This window comes from Steroidobacter cummioxidans (genome assembly GCF_003104955.1).
Map to the genome: position 1 here is coordinate 1 of NZ_LSRW01000077.1, position 16615 is coordinate 16615.

General features: G+C 62.7%; 15 protein-coding genes. 12 read left to right on the plus strand and 3 right to left on the minus strand.

The window, feature by feature from the left end:
• Positions 1–284: 284 nt before the first annotated feature.
• The 7 genes from D0550_RS35030 (at position 285) to D0550_RS28030 (ending at position 7595) form a co-directional block, all read left to right on the plus strand.
• Positions 285–461 carry a hypothetical protein gene (locus D0550_RS35030; protein WP_161966097.1) on the plus strand — a complete coding sequence of 59 codons (177 nt, stop codon included), beginning with the start codon at positions 285–287 and terminating at the stop codon, positions 459–461.
• 54 nt (positions 462–515) lie between these two features.
• Positions 516–1361 carry an exosortase-dependent surface protein XDP2 gene (locus tag D0550_RS28005; protein ID WP_116812506.1) on the plus strand — a complete coding sequence of 282 codons (846 nt, stop codon included), beginning with the start codon at positions 516–518 and terminating at the stop codon, positions 1359–1361.
• A gap of 23 nt (positions 1362–1384) precedes the next feature.
• Complete coding sequence (locus D0550_RS28010) at positions 1385–2701, plus strand: aminotransferase class V-fold PLP-dependent enzyme (RefSeq protein WP_116812507.1); 1317 nt, start codon at positions 1385–1387, stop codon at positions 2699–2701.
• Positions 2702–2739: 38 nt separating this feature from the next.
• Positions 2740–4323 carry an NAD(P)-binding domain-containing protein gene (locus tag D0550_RS28015; protein ID WP_116812508.1) on the plus strand — a complete coding sequence of 528 codons (1584 nt, stop codon included), beginning with the start codon at positions 2740–2742 and terminating at the stop codon, positions 4321–4323.
• 145 nt (positions 4324–4468) lie between these two features.
• Complete coding sequence (locus tag D0550_RS28020) at positions 4469–4861, plus strand: c-type cytochrome (RefSeq protein ID WP_241520949.1); 393 nt, start codon at positions 4469–4471, stop codon at positions 4859–4861.
• The gene (locus D0550_RS28025) at positions 4858–6270 is read left to right on the plus strand and encodes a hypothetical protein (RefSeq protein ID WP_116812510.1); all 1413 of its coding nucleotides are present in this window, start codon (positions 4858–4860) and stop codon (positions 6268–6270) included. Before D0550_RS28020 ends, D0550_RS28025 begins: the two co-directional genes overlap by 4 nt.
• A 2-nt stretch (positions 6271–6272) precedes the next feature.
• Positions 6273–7595 carry a peroxiredoxin family protein gene (locus D0550_RS28030; protein ID WP_161966099.1) on the plus strand — a complete coding sequence of 441 codons (1323 nt, stop codon included), beginning with the start codon at positions 6273–6275 and terminating at the stop codon, positions 7593–7595.
• A gap of 46 nt (positions 7596–7641) precedes the next feature.
• Here the strand turns inward: D0550_RS28030 and D0550_RS28035 are convergent, their stop codons facing one another.
• From D0550_RS28035 to D0550_RS28045, 3 genes are all read right to left on the minus strand, one after another.
• Positions 7642–8640, minus strand: a complete 999-nt coding sequence (locus D0550_RS28035; RefSeq protein WP_116812512.1) for a LysR substrate-binding domain-containing protein — start codon at positions 8638–8640, stop codon at positions 7642–7644.
• 35 nt (positions 8641–8675) lie between these two features.
• A complete protein-coding gene (locus D0550_RS28040; protein WP_116812513.1) occupies positions 8676–9143 on the minus strand; it encodes a protein-disulfide reductase DsbD domain-containing protein in 468 nt (155 codons plus the stop codon).
• Positions 9144–9242: 99 nt separating this feature from the next.
• Positions 9243–9998, minus strand: a complete 756-nt coding sequence (locus D0550_RS28045; RefSeq protein ID WP_116812514.1) for an SDR family oxidoreductase — start codon at positions 9996–9998, stop codon at positions 9243–9245.
• A gap of 104 nt (positions 9999–10102) precedes the next feature.
• Here D0550_RS28045 and D0550_RS28050 point away from each other — a divergent pair, with 104 nt between their 5' ends.
• The 5 genes from D0550_RS28050 (at position 10103) to D0550_RS28070 (ending at position 16597) form a co-directional block, all read left to right on the plus strand.
• Positions 10103–11014 (plus strand): AraC family transcriptional regulator, encoded by a 912-nt coding sequence (locus D0550_RS28050; protein WP_174842519.1) that lies wholly within the window; start codon positions 10103–10105, stop codon positions 11012–11014.
• A 676-nt stretch (positions 11015–11690) separates the two neighbouring features.
• Positions 11691–12959 carry an amidohydrolase family protein gene (locus tag D0550_RS28055; protein ID WP_116812515.1) on the plus strand — a complete coding sequence of 423 codons (1269 nt, stop codon included), beginning with the start codon at positions 11691–11693 and terminating at the stop codon, positions 12957–12959.
• Positions 12960–13058: 99 nt separating this feature from the next.
• Complete coding sequence (locus D0550_RS28060; protein WP_161966100.1) at positions 13059–14006, plus strand: MBL fold metallo-hydrolase; 948 nt, start codon at positions 13059–13061, stop codon at positions 14004–14006.
• Between the two features lie 36 nt (positions 14007–14042).
• Complete coding sequence (locus D0550_RS28065; protein ID WP_116812517.1) at positions 14043–15464, plus strand: hypothetical protein; 1422 nt, start codon at positions 14043–14045, stop codon at positions 15462–15464.
• A gap of 17 nt (positions 15465–15481) precedes the next feature.
• Positions 15482–16597, plus strand: coding sequence for a hypothetical protein (locus D0550_RS28070; RefSeq protein WP_206606591.1), 1116 nt, complete (start codon positions 15482–15484; stop codon positions 16595–16597).
• Positions 16598–16615 lie beyond the last annotated feature (18 nt).

Below are 16615 nucleotides of genomic sequence, written 5' to 3' on the forward strand. Positions count from 1 at the left end.
GGCCGGTGACGGCACAGTGGTGGCGAAGGTCGCGGGCAAGCCGCACCGTTTCGATCATGTGATCGCAGCACGGATATGCGGCGGATCTGTCGCTGCAGCCGGAGTTCGCGCGCATCCATCGATCCATTGCCCTGTGGTCCGATCGCTATCGGCCACAGCCGGGCGAGCAGGACGCCGGCGGCGGCAAGTATCCGTATCTGGGCCGCGGTTTCGAGTTCCTGCCGCGTGAGGCTTCGGGCGCGGAGTTCCTGAGAAACATTCATTGTTACAACTTAGGGGCACTGGTGAGCTTTGGCATCGCGGTCGGCGATATCCCGAGCGCGGTGTATCAGTCACGGCTGATCTCTGCGATCGCCCGCGATTTATTCCTGGCGCAGGTGGATCCGGCGGCGCACAAAAAGTACGTCGATACGCCACAGTCCGCGCCCGATCCGGCGCCGTACCAGAGGGCGATACGGTAGGGCTAGCTCCATTCGGCGATTGCACGTTCCAACTTTCCAACCTCGAAGAGATCGATGATGAAACGTCTTGGCTTGGTTCTGCTCGCGACCGCGAGTTTCGTTCCCACGGCATTTGCTCAGTCGCCGGCTGTACGCGCAGAGGCGAAGGTCGAGCCGTTCGTGTTTCAGGCGAGCGCGTCGCGCAATCCTAAACTCGATCGCTCGGCCTATGTCTATCCGGCGAACCATCCGCGCGCCGGACAGGTGAATGGGAATGCCGGCGACGTCCGTCTCGACAGCGTTTCGCTCAACGGCGCGAACTACGGCAAGGAACAGATCCAGCTGGTCAAGAGCGTGACGGTGATCGTCGATGACGGCGTCGACAACGTCCGTGGCGGAGCGAATTTCGGCACCGGCTATGGCATCGGCGCGGATCGCGATCCCTGGGTGAACGAAGGCATCGCGACGACAACGCCCACCGCGAAGGATCTCGCGGCCGCGCTGGGCAACTTCAATCTGAGCAGCATCGCGTTCACCCGTGAAGTGCCGGGCACGGCCATCTACGACGTGAGCTTTGCCTCGCCGGTGGATGCCTTGCTGCTGTTCGAGCGTGGTAGCAGCGGCGATGTGTTGGTGTCCGCTTTGGATAGAGAGGGGCGCGTGACGGCCTCGTACAAAGTTCGCGACGGCCAGAACGATGCGGGCCTGAAGAACGATTACACGCCGACCGGCATCTTCGTGACCACGTTCGTCCAGCAAGGCTTTGTGAACCAGGGCCAGGAGCTGGGCTCAGTCGGCCTGCGCTTCAGCGAGCCGCTCAGCCGCTTCCGTTTCACGTCATTGCAGGAGCCCGAAGGCGAGGGCGCGACACGCTACAACGGGCCCGACCTGAAGATCTTCGGGCTGCGCTTGCAGCGCTGACCCTTGCGGCAAACGAGGCAGCCATGATCGGATCGAAGCGTAAGAGCGAAACGGAGCACGTCGCCATGGGACGCGTGTCTCGTCGCAGCTTTATCGGCGGCGGTGCCATTGCCGGCGCATCGCTGGTGCTGCCTCCGTTCGCCGCCGCGGCTGCGAAGAGCGCGGCGTTACCCGAGAACGATGCATCGTGGGAGCATCTTCGTGCAGGCTTCGATCTCGATCCCGAGCTCACTTATTTGAACACCGGCACGTTGGGCGCGCTGTCACGACGTGTGCGTGAGACCCGGGCCAAGGCCGAGCTCGACTTTGCCCACGATCCTGCGCACTTTCAGGTCGGTGCGTTGCTCGATGGGGTGCGACGGGGGTTGGCAACTCTGACGAGCGGCGACCCAGATGAGATCGCGATCACTCGCAATACCACCGAAGGATTGAATCTGTTCGCCTCCGGGCTGGACCTGCGTCCTGGCGATGAAGTCGTGTTGGGCAGCGAGGAACACAACTCCGCGTTCGGTGCGTATCAGGGAGTGGAGCGGCGCGCGGGCATCAAGATCGTGCAAGCAAAGCTGGCGGTGGGCGAGTCGCTGGACCGGGATGCCATCGTCGATGCCTATCGCAAGGCGATTACGCCGCGCACTCGCGTGCTGGTGGCAAGCCAGGTTGCTTATCGCACCGGCATCGCGCTGCCGCTCAAGGAATTGGCCGAGCTGGCGCATTCGCGGGGCTTGCTGATATCGGTGGACGGCGCGCAAGGATTCTCGGTGCTGCCGTTGAACGTGCGAGCGTTGAACCTGGATCACTATGCCGCGCCCGGCCACAAGTGGTTGCTGGCGGGTGCGGGCACGGGATTTACCTGGGTGCGTCGCGATTTGCAGGCGCGCATTCGCCCGACGATGGGCGATTACGATCCGGAGTCGCGCAACGCGGGCGATCAGACCGCGCGTCGATACGAAAAGACCGGGCAGCGAAATCTAACGGATCTGAGCGGCTTCGCCGATGCGATCGATGCGCATGCTGCGATCGGCACGGAACGCATTGCCGCTCGAATTCGCGAGCTCAGTGCACGATTGCGGACGGGATTGCACGATCTCGGCATTGCTCGCATCTACACGCCCTCCGGCGCAGGTTTGTCGGCGGGCATCACGAGCTTCAGCTTGCGCGATTTGCCGGCACAAAAGGTCGGCGATGCGTTACGCGCGCGACGAGTCATCGTGCGAGTAGTGCCGCTCGGTGACGAGATCGGCATTCGTGTCTCGACTCATTTCTATAACCGGCCGGCCGATGTCGACCGGTTGCTGGCACTGCTGCGCGACTTCGCGGCGAAGCCAGCGCTACTCGGCTGAACTCTTGTTCGAATCTTTCCTTTATTCGAGTCCTTTGCATGACAGACCCAAAGCGCGCACAGCCCCTGGATCGACGCGGCTTCTTTCGCGGCGCGGCCAGCCTTTCGATCGGCAGTTTCGGCGCCACTGCGTTGCTTTCGCAGTTGCAACCGAGTGTTGCTCGCGGGTCGGAAGTAGAGATTGAAGGCGGCACGACGCAACTCGATGCTCAGACTCAGCGTGTGCTGCGTTGGGCGGGCAAAGACCCGGCGGACTGGGTGCGGCCTCATCCTGGCGCCGATCACAACGTCGTCATCGTCGGTGGCGGGCAGTCGGGTCTCGCCATTGCCTACGGGCTGCGACGCAAGGGTGTCGGTCGCGTCGACGTGATCGAGCAGGCGACGCCGGGCGAGGCGGGCATCTGGCGCAAAGTCGCACGCATGCGCCAACTGCGCACGCCGAAGACGCTCATCGGTCCCGAACTCGGCAATTCATCGCTCGGTGTTCGCGCGTGGTATGAAACGTTGCACGGGCCGGCTGCGTTCGATCGTCTCGATCGCATCTCCCGCGTGGACTGGGCGGACTATCTGGTCTGGTTCGAACAAATCACCGGCACCAAGGTGCGCTATCGCACGCGCCTGGTGGACATCGAGCCGGCGGGCGATTTGTTACGGTTGCATCTGGAAACCGATGGCGCACGCCGCACGGAGACCACGCGCAAGTTGGTGCTGGCCAATGGTTATGCGGGTGCCGGCGGTCCCAATGTGCCGGAGATCGTTGGCAAGTTGCCGACGAAACTATGGACGCACACGGCCACGCCGCCTCGCTTCGAAGCGCTGGCCGGCAAAGTCGTCGGCGTTCTCGGCGCGGGTTCTTCCGCGTTCGACGCGGCAGCCACGGCCCTCGAGCATGGCGCGTCCGAAGTTCATTTGTACAGCCGCCGGTCATTCATCGATTACCAGGGCGGCCCGCAACCCACGTCTGCCTCGCCGCCGCCCGATCGGGGCATCGCGAACTTGAACGAGCTGTTCTACGAGCTGCCGGATGAAGTGCGCTGGCGCGGCCATCTGCAGCGGCGGCGACGGGTGGCGTCGGTGCCGCTCGATTCCATCGAACGCGCGGTCGCGTTCAAGAACTTCCACCTGCACTTGAACAGCGGCTGGACCGAAACGTCGGTCGCCGGCGGCAAGGTGGTGGCAATGGTCGGCGGTAAGAAACATCGCTTCGATCACGTGATCGCCGCCACCGGCTATGCGGTCGACCTGTCGGCGCAACCGGAGCTGGCGCGTATCCACGATTCCATCTTGCTCTGGGCGGATCGTTATCAACCGCCGGCCGGCGAGCAGGATGCGGCTGGTGGCAAGGCGCCTTACCTGGGTGCCGGTTTTGAATTTCAGCCACGGCCCGGCACGGATGCGAACTACGCTCGCAACATTCACTGCTTCAACCTGGCGGCGCAGCTGAGCTACGGCATGCCGGTCGGCGACATACCAAGCTCGGTAGCGCATCCGCGCTTGATCGCGGCAATCGCCCGGGATCTGTTCGTGGACGGCGTCGACGTGGCAGCCCACAAACGTTTCAGCGAAGCGCCGCAGACCGCGCCGGATCCGACGCCCTACCAGAAATCGGTCAGCCAGGCGTGAGCCAATTCGGCATGAGATATGAGAAAGCATCATGAGCCTGTGACCCCTTTGTGATGCGGCCACTGTTTAGAGTGCGCAATTACAAATCGAGTGTCGATCGGCTATGTCGGTGTGTGGCGGGAACGTGGTTGTCGGGTTGAGTTTTGTGCTGCTGGCTATCTCCATCGCTGCGTATTCACGAGAAACCGGTGACGACGTGGATGTGCTGCCGGCCGCCGCTCCGGTGAACCTGCAGGTATTGCCCAAGGAGCTGTCCGGCGAGAGCGTCCGGCGGCTGATGAAGCGGTACTCGCGCGAGCTCGGCGTTTCCTGTGGCCATTGCCATCTGGAGGACACGCAGACGCAGACGTACGACTACGTTTCAGACGACAAGCCGACCAAGCAGACGGCACGAGCGATGATCGCCATGCTCAATGACATCAACGACAAATATCTGGCGCAACTCGGTCGAGATCCGCGCTATTCCCTGCCGGTGACCTGTGGCAGCTGTCATCAAGGGCAGAGCACTCCGCTGGCCTTCGAAGTGGGGGAGTTGTGATTACGGGTATCCAGGCATCGTTTCAGTCGCGATTGCGTGCGGCCGTCGTGTGCTTGCTGTGGTCGGTGCCGCTCGCGTCGCTGGTGGCACCCGCCGAGGCGCAGATTGCGGTTCGTAACCAGGGTTACATTCCTTTCAGCGATGCGCCGATCTTCTATCGCTCCGATGACATCGACGACCCGGTCAAGAGGCTGCAGCAGCAGATCGAGCAGGGCAAGGCCCAGCTCGTCTACGACGCCAAGGGCCACGGTTATCTGAAATCCGTGCTGAAGCTGCTCGACGTGCCGATCAGCTCGCAAACCCTGGTGTTTTCCAAGACCAGTTTCCAGTATCCGAAGATCGCGCCGGAGCATCCGCGCGCGCTGTACTTCAACGACGACGTTTATGTCGGTGTCGTGCACCAGGGTAAGGAGATCGAGCTCGTTTCCTTCGACGCGCGGCAGGGTGCGATCTTTTATCTGTTGCACGAGCAGCAGGCGGAAGTTCCAGCCTTCGAGCGGGCGGAGCTGGACTGCACTCAATGTCACATTGCTCCAAGCACGCGTGGTGTTCCCGGCGTGATGCTGCGCTCGGTGCGTCCGACGAGCACAGGGACGCTGGCGTCGGGTGCGCCGACGTTCATCACCGATCAGGAAAGTCCGCTCGGCGAACGCTGGGGCGGCTGGTATGCGACAGGCAAGCTCGCCACTTCAACGCTGGCGAATGGCGTGGTCGCTGCAGATGCAACGGGACGCTCGCCACCGCTGGTGCCACCGGGGAAATCATTCGATGCATCCGCGTATCTCGCGCCGGGCAGCGATGAGGTGGCGCTGCTGGTGCTGGCGCATCAGACCCAGATGCACAATCTGATCACGCTGACGAACTACAAGACGCGCATCGCCTTGCACGCCTTGGGCAAGCCCGCCGATGGGCCGCTGCCGGAGGCGACGCGGCGACAGTTCGAGCGGCCGGCCGAACAGCTGCTGCGATATCTGTTGTTCTCGAAGGAGGCGGTGCTGCCGGGCCTGGATGGCAAGCAACTCATCGAAGCATCGGTGTTCGCGCGCGAGTTCGCTGCGCGTGGGCCGCGCGATTCGAAAGGCCGTTCGCTGAGGGACTTCGATCTGAGCACACGCACCTTCCGGTATCCCTGCAGCTATCTGATCTATTCCGAAGCCTTCGATGCATTGCCCGAGCCGTCGAAGAGCTATGTCTACGACCGCCTGTTACAGGTGCTGAGCGGCGCCGATCAGCACGAGGACTTCCAGTCGCTGTCGGCGCAGGACCGGCGCGCGATCCTGGAAATCCTGCTGGAAACCAAGGCGGGCTTGCCCGCGCAATGGCAGGAATACGCGCGCAGCCAGGGCTTGCAGCTCAGCAGCGCGGTCGACAGTCAAAACAAACACTCTTGGTCACAGAAAGGAAAGTAGCAATGAATCAATTCGTAAAGGTTGCTGCCTTGGTCGTGCTCGCGGCCGGTAGTCATATCGCAAGGTCGGCAGAAACGTTGGAGGGGCGCTGGGACGCTCAGCTGGTCCGCGGCGAGCAGGTGATTCCGTTCCGGCTGGATATCTCCGGCTCGGGCGCGACGCTCAAGGGCACGCTCTACGATGGCTTCAGGCCCTATGAAAATACCAGCAGCGCGAGCTTCGACAACGGCCAGCTGGTGCTGAATCTCGAGCACTATCTCACCACCATCACCGCCAAGCTCGATGGCGGCCAGCTGGTGGGCGACGTGGTGGCGCAAAACCGCGAGAGCCGCTCGGAGTACGGTTTCGTGGCGACTCGTCACAAAGCGACGGCGGCCACTAAGGTCAAGGCGCCTTCGATCGCCGGCGCGTGGGAGATTCCATTGCAGACGCCGACCACCAAGGGCGAGCAGGCGTTTCGCTTCGTGGTCGAGCAGAGGGGCGCCGAGGTAGCCGCGTCGATTCTGCGCGTCGATGGCGACACGGGTGCTTACAGCGGCACGTTCGAAAATGGCAAATGGGTGCTGAGTCATTTCGATGGCTCGCGCCCGGGTGTGATCGAAGTCACGCCGGCGCAGGACGGCACGTTGGAGATCCTGCAAGCCACTGGCCGGGCGCGACAGGCGAACGCGGAAGCGCGCGGCAGCGGTTATAGCGATGCCGTGCCGGATGGACGCTATGCGGGCAAGCTCGTGGCGTATCGCCCCGACGTTGCTCGCGCCAAGGGCTTTCCCGAGCCGGCGAACTTCCTCGCGCACACCACCGCTCGCGATCCGAACGAAAAGTTCACGTTCAATTTTCCGGACGTGAACGGCAAGCTGGTGTCGAGCGAAGATCCGCATTTCAAAGGCAAGGTGGTGATCGCGGTCGTGACCGGCACCTGGTGCCCGAACTGCCATGACGAAGCGCAGTATCTGGTCGAGCTCGATAAGAAATATCGCGACCGGGGCCTGGCCATCGTGGCACTGAACTTCGAAGAGCCCGAGCAGCAGGCGACGCTCAAGCGCGTGCGTGCGTTCGTGAAGCAATACGGCGTGACCTATCCCTATCTGATCGCCGGCGCGCCGGCGGAGATGTGGGAGAAGGTGCCGCAGCTGGTGAATCTCAACACCTGGCCCGCGACGGTATTCGTCGGGCGCGACGGGACGGTGCGAGCGGTGCACTCGGGATTCGCTTCGCCGGCCAGCGGCCAGTTTCACGCCGACTTGAGAAAGGAGTTCACTCAGCGCATCGAGACGCTGCTGGCCGAGAAGGCAACGGCAGCGGTGGCACAGAACACGCCGTAAGCGCTGCAGCTCGGGCCCCGGCGATCAGCCGGGCCCGAGCTTTTCATCATAATGACGCAGTACTGAGCAAGCGCACTGGAGCGAGAGAATCGCGCCAGTGTGGTATCGGCCCGCTGTAAGTCGCGCTGCCATCGAGCACACTTCTCAGATCGCCAGCGTGGATATGCGGAAGCAGATCGCCGATGAGCGCGAGTGTGTAGTCGCGCAACAGCCGATCCCGGCGCAGCAGCAGCCAGGCCGTGCAGGTAGGAAACAAACCGTCGGCGGTGATCGCCGCGAGCTGGTCATCGGGCTCGCCCAAAGCCATCTCCGCTAGGATGCCGACGCCTTGGCCGGCGCGGACATAGGTCTTGATCAGATCGGCGTCGGGAGCGGTCATCGCAATGACCGGCTCGATCTGCGCCTGCTGGAACGCGAGGCGCAATGACGAATCGCGGTCGCGGCTCGATTCGTAGCTGATCAGCGGCACCTCTGCCAGATCCCGCAGTTCGAGCGGCCTCGGTAGTCGTGCAAGCCGGTGCTGGGTCGGTACCACGACCACCCGTTCCCAACGATACAAAGGCAAGGTTACGTCGGCGTCCGGCGGTTGAGTGCCGGTGCTGACGATGGCCAGGTCCACTTCGCCGCTGCGCAGGCGAGCCAGCGACTCGCTATTGCTGCCAGGCGCGAGATGCACCGTCACTTTGGGAACTGATTTCTTCAGCCGGGCGAGCACGCGTGGCAGCACGTGGCGCGCCTGTGTATGCGTGGTCGCAATATGCAGTTCGCCATCGGCGGCATTGCGCAGGTTCGCACTCAAGGCACGAATGTTTCTAGCGTGGTCGAGCAGGGGACGAACGTGCTCGAGCACGCGCTCGCCCTCGGGCGTCAGCGCGACCAGGCTGCGGGCGCGGCGGACGAACAACGAAAAGCCCAGTTCGTCCTCCAGCTGTTTGACCTGCTTGGACAGCCCGGACTGGGTGCCATGCATCTTCTTGGCGGCGAAGGTGACGTTGAGTCCGGCATCGATGATGGCGGCGAAGTACCGCAATTGCGTGAGCGTCATTGGCCAGCGCGTCCTGAGGCGCGGTCAGGTGATGATCAGTTCAAACGGACCGAGAATGGCTCCTTGAACAGGAAGCAGGTGCCGTCCCGTTCCTGGCAGGTCTGGCCGTCGATGCGGCCGGTGATGTCGGTACCGGTCTTCAGTACGCGAACTTTCTGGCGGAATTCGGCGCGGTTCGCGAAGTATGTGTATTCGCTGCCGAACACCTTGTCCTTGCGGCGCTGTGCCTGAACTGCGCTGACCGGTCCTTGCAACTCGACGGCATCGTTCGCTGCGAAGACGAACTTCGCCGGCCGGGGCCCGAGCTCGGCGTCGAAGTCCGACGAATAGAGAATCAGCCCCTCGGGAATGCTGGCGGAGAAGACGATCTCGGCCTCATCGCCGGCCTTGACGGTCTGCGGCTCGATCCGCAATTGCCACTGCAAATCGCTCTGGTCCGCTCCAGCGGACGACAGGGCGCCCAGTGCGAGGGCACCGGCGAGCAACAGGGGGCGCAACTTCATGATCCGTCTCCGATGTGATTTAGCGGCGCGCAGCGCCCGATGATTCAAACATACGGGCGCAGCGGTCACCGTGTCAGTCGGCGGCGGGGCGAATATCGGTCACCAACCACCCTCGCGCAGTTTCGCCAGAGCCACGGCATCGGCACCGGCAGCGAAGTGCAGGCGGTCGGAGGTGTCGTTGGCGGCATGCCAGACGCCCTCAGCCACGTCGGTGGGCAGGGTGAAGGCCGTGAGATCGGTCATGCCTGCAAACACGCGATGAGCGAACGGCTCGTAGGTCGCAGGGATGAGTCCTTGCATGCGCTGCTGGCCATTGGCAGTAAAGCTCGTCGTCGGGGCGTAGCCGGGCTCCACCAGCTTGACGCGCACATCGAAGAATTTGAGCTCGTGTTCGAGGGACGCGGTGAAACCCTCGATTGCCGTCTTGCTGGCGGTGTAGGCAGCAACCAGTGGGAAAGGCGCCAGCGTCGCGCTGGAAGTCACGTTCACGATGGTGCCGGCGCGGCGCTCGCGAAACTGTGGAATGACCGCCTGACACATCGCCATTACACCGAACGTGTTGGTCTCGAAGACCTCTCGCACGGTCGACATGGGCGTCGCCTCGAATGCACCGAACAGGCCAATGCCAGCATTGTTCACGAGCACGTCGATGGGGCCGGCCGCCTCGATCGCACGCGCGATCGAGTCCGTCTTGGTGACGTCGAGCGGCAGGACGCGCAGGTGCTTCGTGGGCGCGAGCAAGCTCTTGTCGGGGCTGCGCATGGTGGCGATGACGTTCCAGCCCTGAGCGAGGAAATAGCGAGCGGTCTGAAGGCCATAGCCTGTCGAGCAGCCAGTGATCAATACGGTTTTCATGTTCGTGCTCCGCAAGTGGGTGTTGACTCGGGGCCAAACGATAGGGAAGCATCGCCGGATTGCCGATCCTCGAGAATCCTTGTTGCTTTAGCCAGCGTCCGAACATGAGTGATCCGCTTTCCGAGGTCGTCCGGCTCCTGCATCCCCGTGCGGTGTTTGCCAACCTCATCACGGGCAAGGGCAATTGGGCCGTGCGCTACTCCGAGGGCGGCCAACCCGGCTTCTGTATCGTGCTGGAGGGCAGCTCGCGCCTGGCAGTGGATGGGCATGAGGCCATCACGATCAGCGCCGGCGATTTCGTGCTGTTGCCCACCACGCCCGCTTTCACGATCTCGAGTTTCGGGCCCGCGCCGCCGGTCTATATGGACCCTCATCAGGTCGTAGGCCGCAAGGACGAGCTGCGCTATGGCGCGCAGGGAGGCGAGCCGGATATGCGCGCACTGGGGGGCTCGTTCCTGTTCGATTGCGCCGATCCCGGTCTGCTCGTGTCCCTGCTACCGAAAGTGGTGCATGTCCAAGGCTCGGCGCGACTGTCGCAGCTGGTGCGCATGGTGGGTGAAGAGTCTGCAGACGAGCAGCCGGGCAGCGAGTTCATGTTGTCCAAGCTCGTCGAGATGATGCTCGTCGAAGCCATGCGCTCGACCGCGGCGGGCACCGCACCTCCAGGGTTGCTGCGAGGCTTGGGGGACGAACGGCTCGCCGCGGCACTGAAGCAGATGCACGCCCGAATCGATCATGCATGGAGCGTCACCGAGCTCGCCAAGGCCGCGGCGCTTTCTCGCTCCAGCTTTTTCGAACGGTTCACGCGGACCGTGGGCGTTGCGCCGATGGAATATCTGCTGGCGTGGCGCATGGAGATCGCCAAAGACCTGCTCACGCGTGATGAGCTCACTGTCTCCGAGGTGGCAGAGCGCGTCGGCTATGGCTCGACGAGCACCTTCAGTGTCGCGTTCAGTCGGCACGTGGGACAATCACCGAGTGCCTACGCCGGTCGCCGCCCGCATTCAGAGGCGTAGAGCGGAGTGTGAATCGGCTCTCGCGCTCGACGCCGCCATCAGCTAGCGGATTGGTTTGCGGGCGATGTTGTTATGTTTCTCATAGGGTGCAGCGCGTATGCAGGGAAGCAGATTGCTATCGAATGGTGCTCTCCTGGGCTTGCTCTTCCTCGCCATGGGCTTCACTTACGGCTGGCCATCTGCCACTCGTCGATTCCTGGTGCTCTCGTACTTTCTCGCGGTCATATGTTTCGTGGGGTCGGCTGCATTCGCGGGGTCACTGCGTGAACTGGCAACAGATCGATCCCTGCGGGTGCAAGGTGTCCTGGCTGATGTTCTCGGATTCGCACTCTATCTTTCAGGGGGAGCACGGCCTCTCCACTTCGTGTCGTTGATGGCTGTCGGGTGCGGCGCAGTCGTGGGTGGGATCTTGCGCTTCAGCATATCCAATGTGAGCCGTCGCCTTGCGCGAAGCGCACGGCGAGTACGCGGTCGGCTTTTAAAGCGCATCGGGTTTGGCCGGCGGCGCGCGAAGGCCCGCTCGCGCTGAGTGGCAGCGGGTCTGCAATCCATTCTTGACTTGGCAACTCGCGCAGTGAAGACGCGGGGTGAACACGTATCCGCGCGCAGCGTGCGAGCTATACTGCGTTCATTGCTTCGCTCCCAACACCAAGCTCGCACGGAGATCTCGCCCGAAATGAAGCTGCACAGATTCGATCGCCTGATTCGATGTGCGTCTCGCGCTGTCATTCTTGGTTCGTTGTCGCTCTGGGCAGGCCTCGCAGTGGGTATGCCGCTGGTGTTCGAGAATGTGCGTGTAGTCGTTGGCGATGGGCGTGCGTCCATCCCGAATGCCACGCTGGTCGTCGACGGTGATCGAATCGTGGCGGTCGGGCGCGCAGACGAAGTCACCGTGCCGCCAGTTGCGCAGCGTATCGATCTCGCCGGTAAGACCGTGATGCCGGCGCTCATCGACACTCACGTGCACGTCAATCAGCCGCGAGAGGCATTGGTCTCCGATCTGCGGCGGCTGGCATATTTCGGTGTCGGCACGGTGCTCAGTCTCGGGGTCGACACGGATTCAGCGCCGTTCGAGGTGCGAGCACAGCCGGTTCCAGGTGCGGCTCGCTTACTGACGGCGGGGCGCGGCATTACGGCGCCCGAGCCCGGTCGCGAGACCGCGCCTTACTGGGTCACGACCGATCAAGAGGCACGGCGCGCCGTGCAGGAAAACGTCGAGCGTGGTGTCGACATCATCAAGGTGTGGGTCGACGATCGCCGCGGCAGCGTGCAGAAGCTGTCGCCACCGTTGTATCGGACGGTGATTGAAACTGCGCATCGGTCGGGGCTGCGCGCCACCGCTCATATCTACGCGCTGGACGATGCCAAGGGCCTGCTTCGAGCCGGGGTCGATGCGTTTGCGCACAGCGTTCGCGATCGCGACGTCGACGAGGAGTTCCTGACTCTGGTGCGCGAGCGGCCGTCGCTGGTGTTGAACCCGAATCTCACCGCGCGCGGCGAAGTCGCAGACTTGAGTTGGCTCGCGCCGGCGCTCTCGGCGGACGAGCTTGCGAAGGCGCAGTCACGCAACGTCGCGAATGCCGAGCAGCACCAGGCCTTTCTGATTCAAGCGCGCAATCTGCAGCGCATGCGGGCGGCCGGTGCACACATCGTGCTGGGGACCGACACGAGTTTCGATTTCCCCGCTGGTAATACACCGTGGGCAGCACACATGGAGCTCGAAGACATGGTGGCCGCCGGCATGACGGCATCGCAAGCGATCGTCGCAGCGACCAGCGAAGCCGCTGCGTTCCTGCGCTTGTCCAACGTGGGAATGCTGCAAGCGGGCCTTCAGGCAGACTTTCTGGTGCTCCACGCAGATCCGACCGAGTCGATCACCAACACTCGTCGCATCGTTGACGTGTATCTGCGCGGCGTAAAAATCGATCGGTCGAAATTTCCTTAGCAGGCGCGCGGCGCCGATCGCGACTTCTGCAACTCGTCCAGCAGCGCTGCGTACGCTACGATGGCAGGGTTCTGCCATCTGATCGAAAGGCGTGATGCAATGAAATTCCGGTCTCTCTTCGTCGCAGCAATCGCGTGTGCGCTGGCCAATGCCGCGCCGGTTTTCGGTAAGGACGCGGTGCCAACGGGAGATATTTCCAAACGAGGGCTGCAGAAGAGCGATTTTCCGCGCTGGCAGGAGCTGACGCCGAACGTTTATGCATACGAGGACACGCTGGGTCCGATGCATGGCGTGACCATCACGTCGGTGAGCCTGATCGTCGTCACGAGCGACGGCGTCGTGGTGGTCGACGGTCAAAATGAAGTGTCGCAAGTGGAGGCGCTGGTCCAGAACGTCAAGAAGATCACGCCGCAGCCCATCAAGTACGTGGTGATTGCGTCGGATCATGGCGACCACGTCAATGGCAATTCCGCCTTCAAAGCGGCCTACCCGGACGTCGTGTTCATTGCCTCACCGGTGTCGCAGCAGCGCCTGCTGAAGCGCAATCATCCACCGATGCAGACCGTCGCAGATCGGCAGACGCTGCGGGTAGGCAAGACCGATATCCAGATTCTGAATCTCGGGCGCGCGCACACGGGCGGCGACCTGGTGGCGTATCTGCCGGAAAGCAAAGTGCTGTTCATGGGTGAAGTCTATTTGCACCACGTGTTCCCGGCGCTGACCTCTGCGTATCCGACCGAGTGGACGGAAGTCATCCGCAAGGCGCAGGCCATGGATGTGTCCTGGTACGTGCCGGGCCACGGTTTCATCGACGATGCGGCCACGATGAAGCGCGATCTCCAGCAGTCGCTCGCGGCGCTGGAATACGTCATCGCTGAGGGCAAGCGACTGCATGCCGCGGGTGAACCGTGTGAGTCGCGGACCAATTGCCCAGCGGTGCAGAAGGCCAATTGGGGAAGCTACGGCGACCTGACGCTACGTGACATGCAAGCGCCGATCGCGCTTTCCAAGGTATACGAGGAGATCAACGGCAAGCTTCCGGAATAGTGGGGGCGAGCGGTTCGTTGAGGCGCGCTCCAATAAATGACGATCATGTATCGACAGTGCAAGCGGGTTAAGAGTTTCTGGATAGCCGCAGCGTTGGCGCTCGGCAGCTCGGTATCGCAGGCGAGCGAGTTGCCGTTCTTCTGGCAGCCGCCGGAGGCGACCGACCGCGAGGCGTTTCTACCGGAGGAGATGCCGCCGGGAATGCAGGTGGTGCCCACCGAACTGGACGGGCCTGTGTTCGCCACTGCCGAGGGCAAGACACTATATATATGGCCGCTGCGCGGCTTGCGTAACGGTTCCGTCGGCGACCGCCGCACTACTGCGTCGACCTGCGATGGGACGATCTACCGCGAAACCGCGGGCCTCATGAGTCCCTATCCACCGGGTTATTTGTTGCCCGAGCTCGATAAGCGTCGCAGTTGCGAGGACCTGTGGCCCGCCGTTGTTGCCGGTGCCGACGCCAAAGCCGTCGGCAAGTGGACGCTCGTGCCGCGTGCAAATGGCCAGAAACAGTGGGCCTACGACGGCTTCCCTGTGTACACATCGCATCTGGATCGTCAGCTCGGCGACGTGCTCGGCGGCAAGCGCTATGAGGAAGGCGGCGCTGGCGGTGAAACTGGCGCGCTACGGTTTGCAATCGGGCCGCGACCCGACTTGCCACCGGAGTTGAAGGTCCGCTCGACGAACACCGGACGCATGCTGGTGAACCAGAAAGGTTTCACGGTGTACGTGTCGAGGGCCGATGTGCCGGGCAAATCTAATTGCAGGGGCGAGTGCCTGAAGACCTGGGCTCCGGTGCTGGCGCCTCAGGTGGCTCGCGTGCACGGCGAGTGGAGCGTGCTGGAGCGCTCGCCCGGCATCCTGCAGTGGGTGTATCGAGGCCAGCCGCTCTATATCTATATTCCCGAAGCTGGCGCGGAATCTCGCGGCGGTCAGGTGACCGGCAACGACGTGCCGGGCTGGCACAGCGTGTTCACTCAGCGCGCATTGCCGCCGCCGGACGCGTTCACCGTCCACGACGTGCGGTTGGGTCAAGTGCTTGCGGATACAACGGGCAAGACCGTTTACGTCTATCACTGCAACGACGACGCCTTGGATCAGCAGAGCTGCAATCATCCGACATCGCCGCAGGCGTACCGGATGGCGGTTTGCGGCCACGGCGATCCGGAGCTGTGTCTCAAGATGTTCCCCTACGTGACCGCTGCGCCCGGCGCCCACAGCAGGAGCCGGCTGTGGAGCGTCATGACGATCGACAAGCACACCGGCCAACTCGCCGAGGTGGGTCAGTCCGGCGCGATCCAGGTCTGGGCTTACCGCGATCGACCGGTGTACACCTTCGGTCGCGACCGCCCCGGCGGCACGGACGGCGATGCGTGGGGCGAATTCAATGGCTACAGAAACGGCTTCAAAGCTTTCTGGCTCAGAGACGATTATCGAGCCAACGCCTTTGGACCGTGATGATCGAGAGCTTCACCATGCCATCTGACGGCACCTCACACCCTGCAGTGTCGCTGCGTTCGCCTCGGGCGCTGGCGGCGATCTCCGCGGTGCTCATCGTTGGCACTCAGCCCGTGCATGCCGGCCCGTTGCGCGAGCAGACCAGCGCTCTGCGGGATGGCAGGATCGGTTATGTGCTCACCGATCGCTATTGGTCCTTGTACGAAACTGCAGACGGCAAAACGGAATGCCCGAAAGGATTCAACGATGGCCCGCGCGAGGAGTTCAAGAAACTCTATCCGCCGGGTAAGAAACGTTCGGTGCTCGATGCGCAGCTGCAATGGGAAGGTTCGCAATGGCATCCGTCCACCAGCAACTATCGACTGCCTTTCCACGAAGCGCAGGGAAAGATTTCTTACGGCCTGAACCTGGATGGCAAGGTGGGACCGCAGGACTTCGTCAGTCCGGATGGCGAGCAGGGCATCGACAACCAGTTCTATCGAGCCATCGCCTGCGTCGACAGCTTTCGCGTCGGCGGTTCGCTTTATAACTTCGAGAACACGTTCCTGCAGCAGTATCCGGATAGCCGTCTGCTCATCGAGTTGACGCACGTCGACGATCTCGTCAATGACGACGACGTGACCGTCACCACCTATCGAGGCATGAACAGCCTGCTGGGCGGCGCGACCGGCAAGGACTATCTGGCGGGCGGAACTCAGCGGGTCGACATGCGCTGGAGCAAGGACTACGTGTTCCAGCTCAAGGGCAAGATCGTTGATGGCGTGCTCATCACCGAACCGATCGAATGGATCATGGTGCCTTGGGCCATGACCGCCAACGTGACGGCGTTCCAGGAATTTCGCGGCATGCGCTTGAAGTTGAAAGTCACACCCGAGCGGGCGGAAGGCTTGATGGCCGGGTACGTCGACGTGCAGCGCTGGCATCACGCACTGAACACCAATCTCTCTACGCATCACATGAGTTATGGGCGTGTGTCTTCTCCGTCGGTAGTCTCGGCCTTGCAGCGGCTGGCGGACGGCTATCCCGACGAAGCAGGCCGGAACACCGCGATCTCCGCCGCGGTGGATCTAAAAATGGTGCAGGTCTATTTGGTGCATCCGACGCCAGCCGCCGATCTGGTTTCGAGTCGTTGACGCAATTCGCCTCACACG

Coding starts and splice junctions, on each gene's coding strand:
- D0550_RS28070 (WP_206606591.1), top strand. CDS start 15,482: ATGCCATCTGACGGCACCTCACACCCTGCAGTGTCGCTGCGTTCGCCT.
- D0550_RS28050 (WP_174842519.1), top strand. CDS start 10,103: ATGAGTGATCCGCTTTCCGAGGTCGTCCGGCTCCTGCATCCCCGTGCG.
- D0550_RS28065 (WP_116812517.1), top strand. CDS start 14,043: ATGACGATCATGTATCGACAGTGCAAGCGGGTTAAGAGTTTCTGGATA.
- D0550_RS28035 (WP_116812512.1), bottom strand. CDS start 8,640: ATGACGCTCACGCAATTGCGGTACTTCGCCGCCATCATCGATGCCGGA.
- D0550_RS28015 (WP_116812508.1), top strand. CDS start 2,740: ATGACAGACCCAAAGCGCGCACAGCCCCTGGATCGACGCGGCTTCTTT.
- D0550_RS28055 (WP_116812515.1), top strand. CDS start 11,691: ATGAAGCTGCACAGATTCGATCGCCTGATTCGATGTGCGTCTCGCGCT.
- D0550_RS28060 (WP_161966100.1), top strand. CDS start 13,059: ATGAAATTCCGGTCTCTCTTCGTCGCAGCAATCGCGTGTGCGCTGGCC.
- D0550_RS28040 (WP_116812513.1), bottom strand. CDS start 9,143: ATGAAGTTGCGCCCCCTGTTGCTCGCCGGTGCCCTCGCACTGGGCGCC.
- D0550_RS28010 (WP_116812507.1), top strand. CDS start 1,385: ATGATCGGATCGAAGCGTAAGAGCGAAACGGAGCACGTCGCCATGGGA.
- D0550_RS28030 (WP_161966099.1), top strand. CDS start 6,273: ATGAATCAATTCGTAAAGGTTGCTGCCTTGGTCGTGCTCGCGGCCGGT.
- D0550_RS28005 (WP_116812506.1), top strand. CDS start 516: ATGATGAAACGTCTTGGCTTGGTTCTGCTCGCGACCGCGAGTTTCGTT.
- D0550_RS28045 (WP_116812514.1), bottom strand. CDS start 9,998: ATGAAAACCGTATTGATCACTGGCTGCTCGACAGGCTATGGCCTTCAG.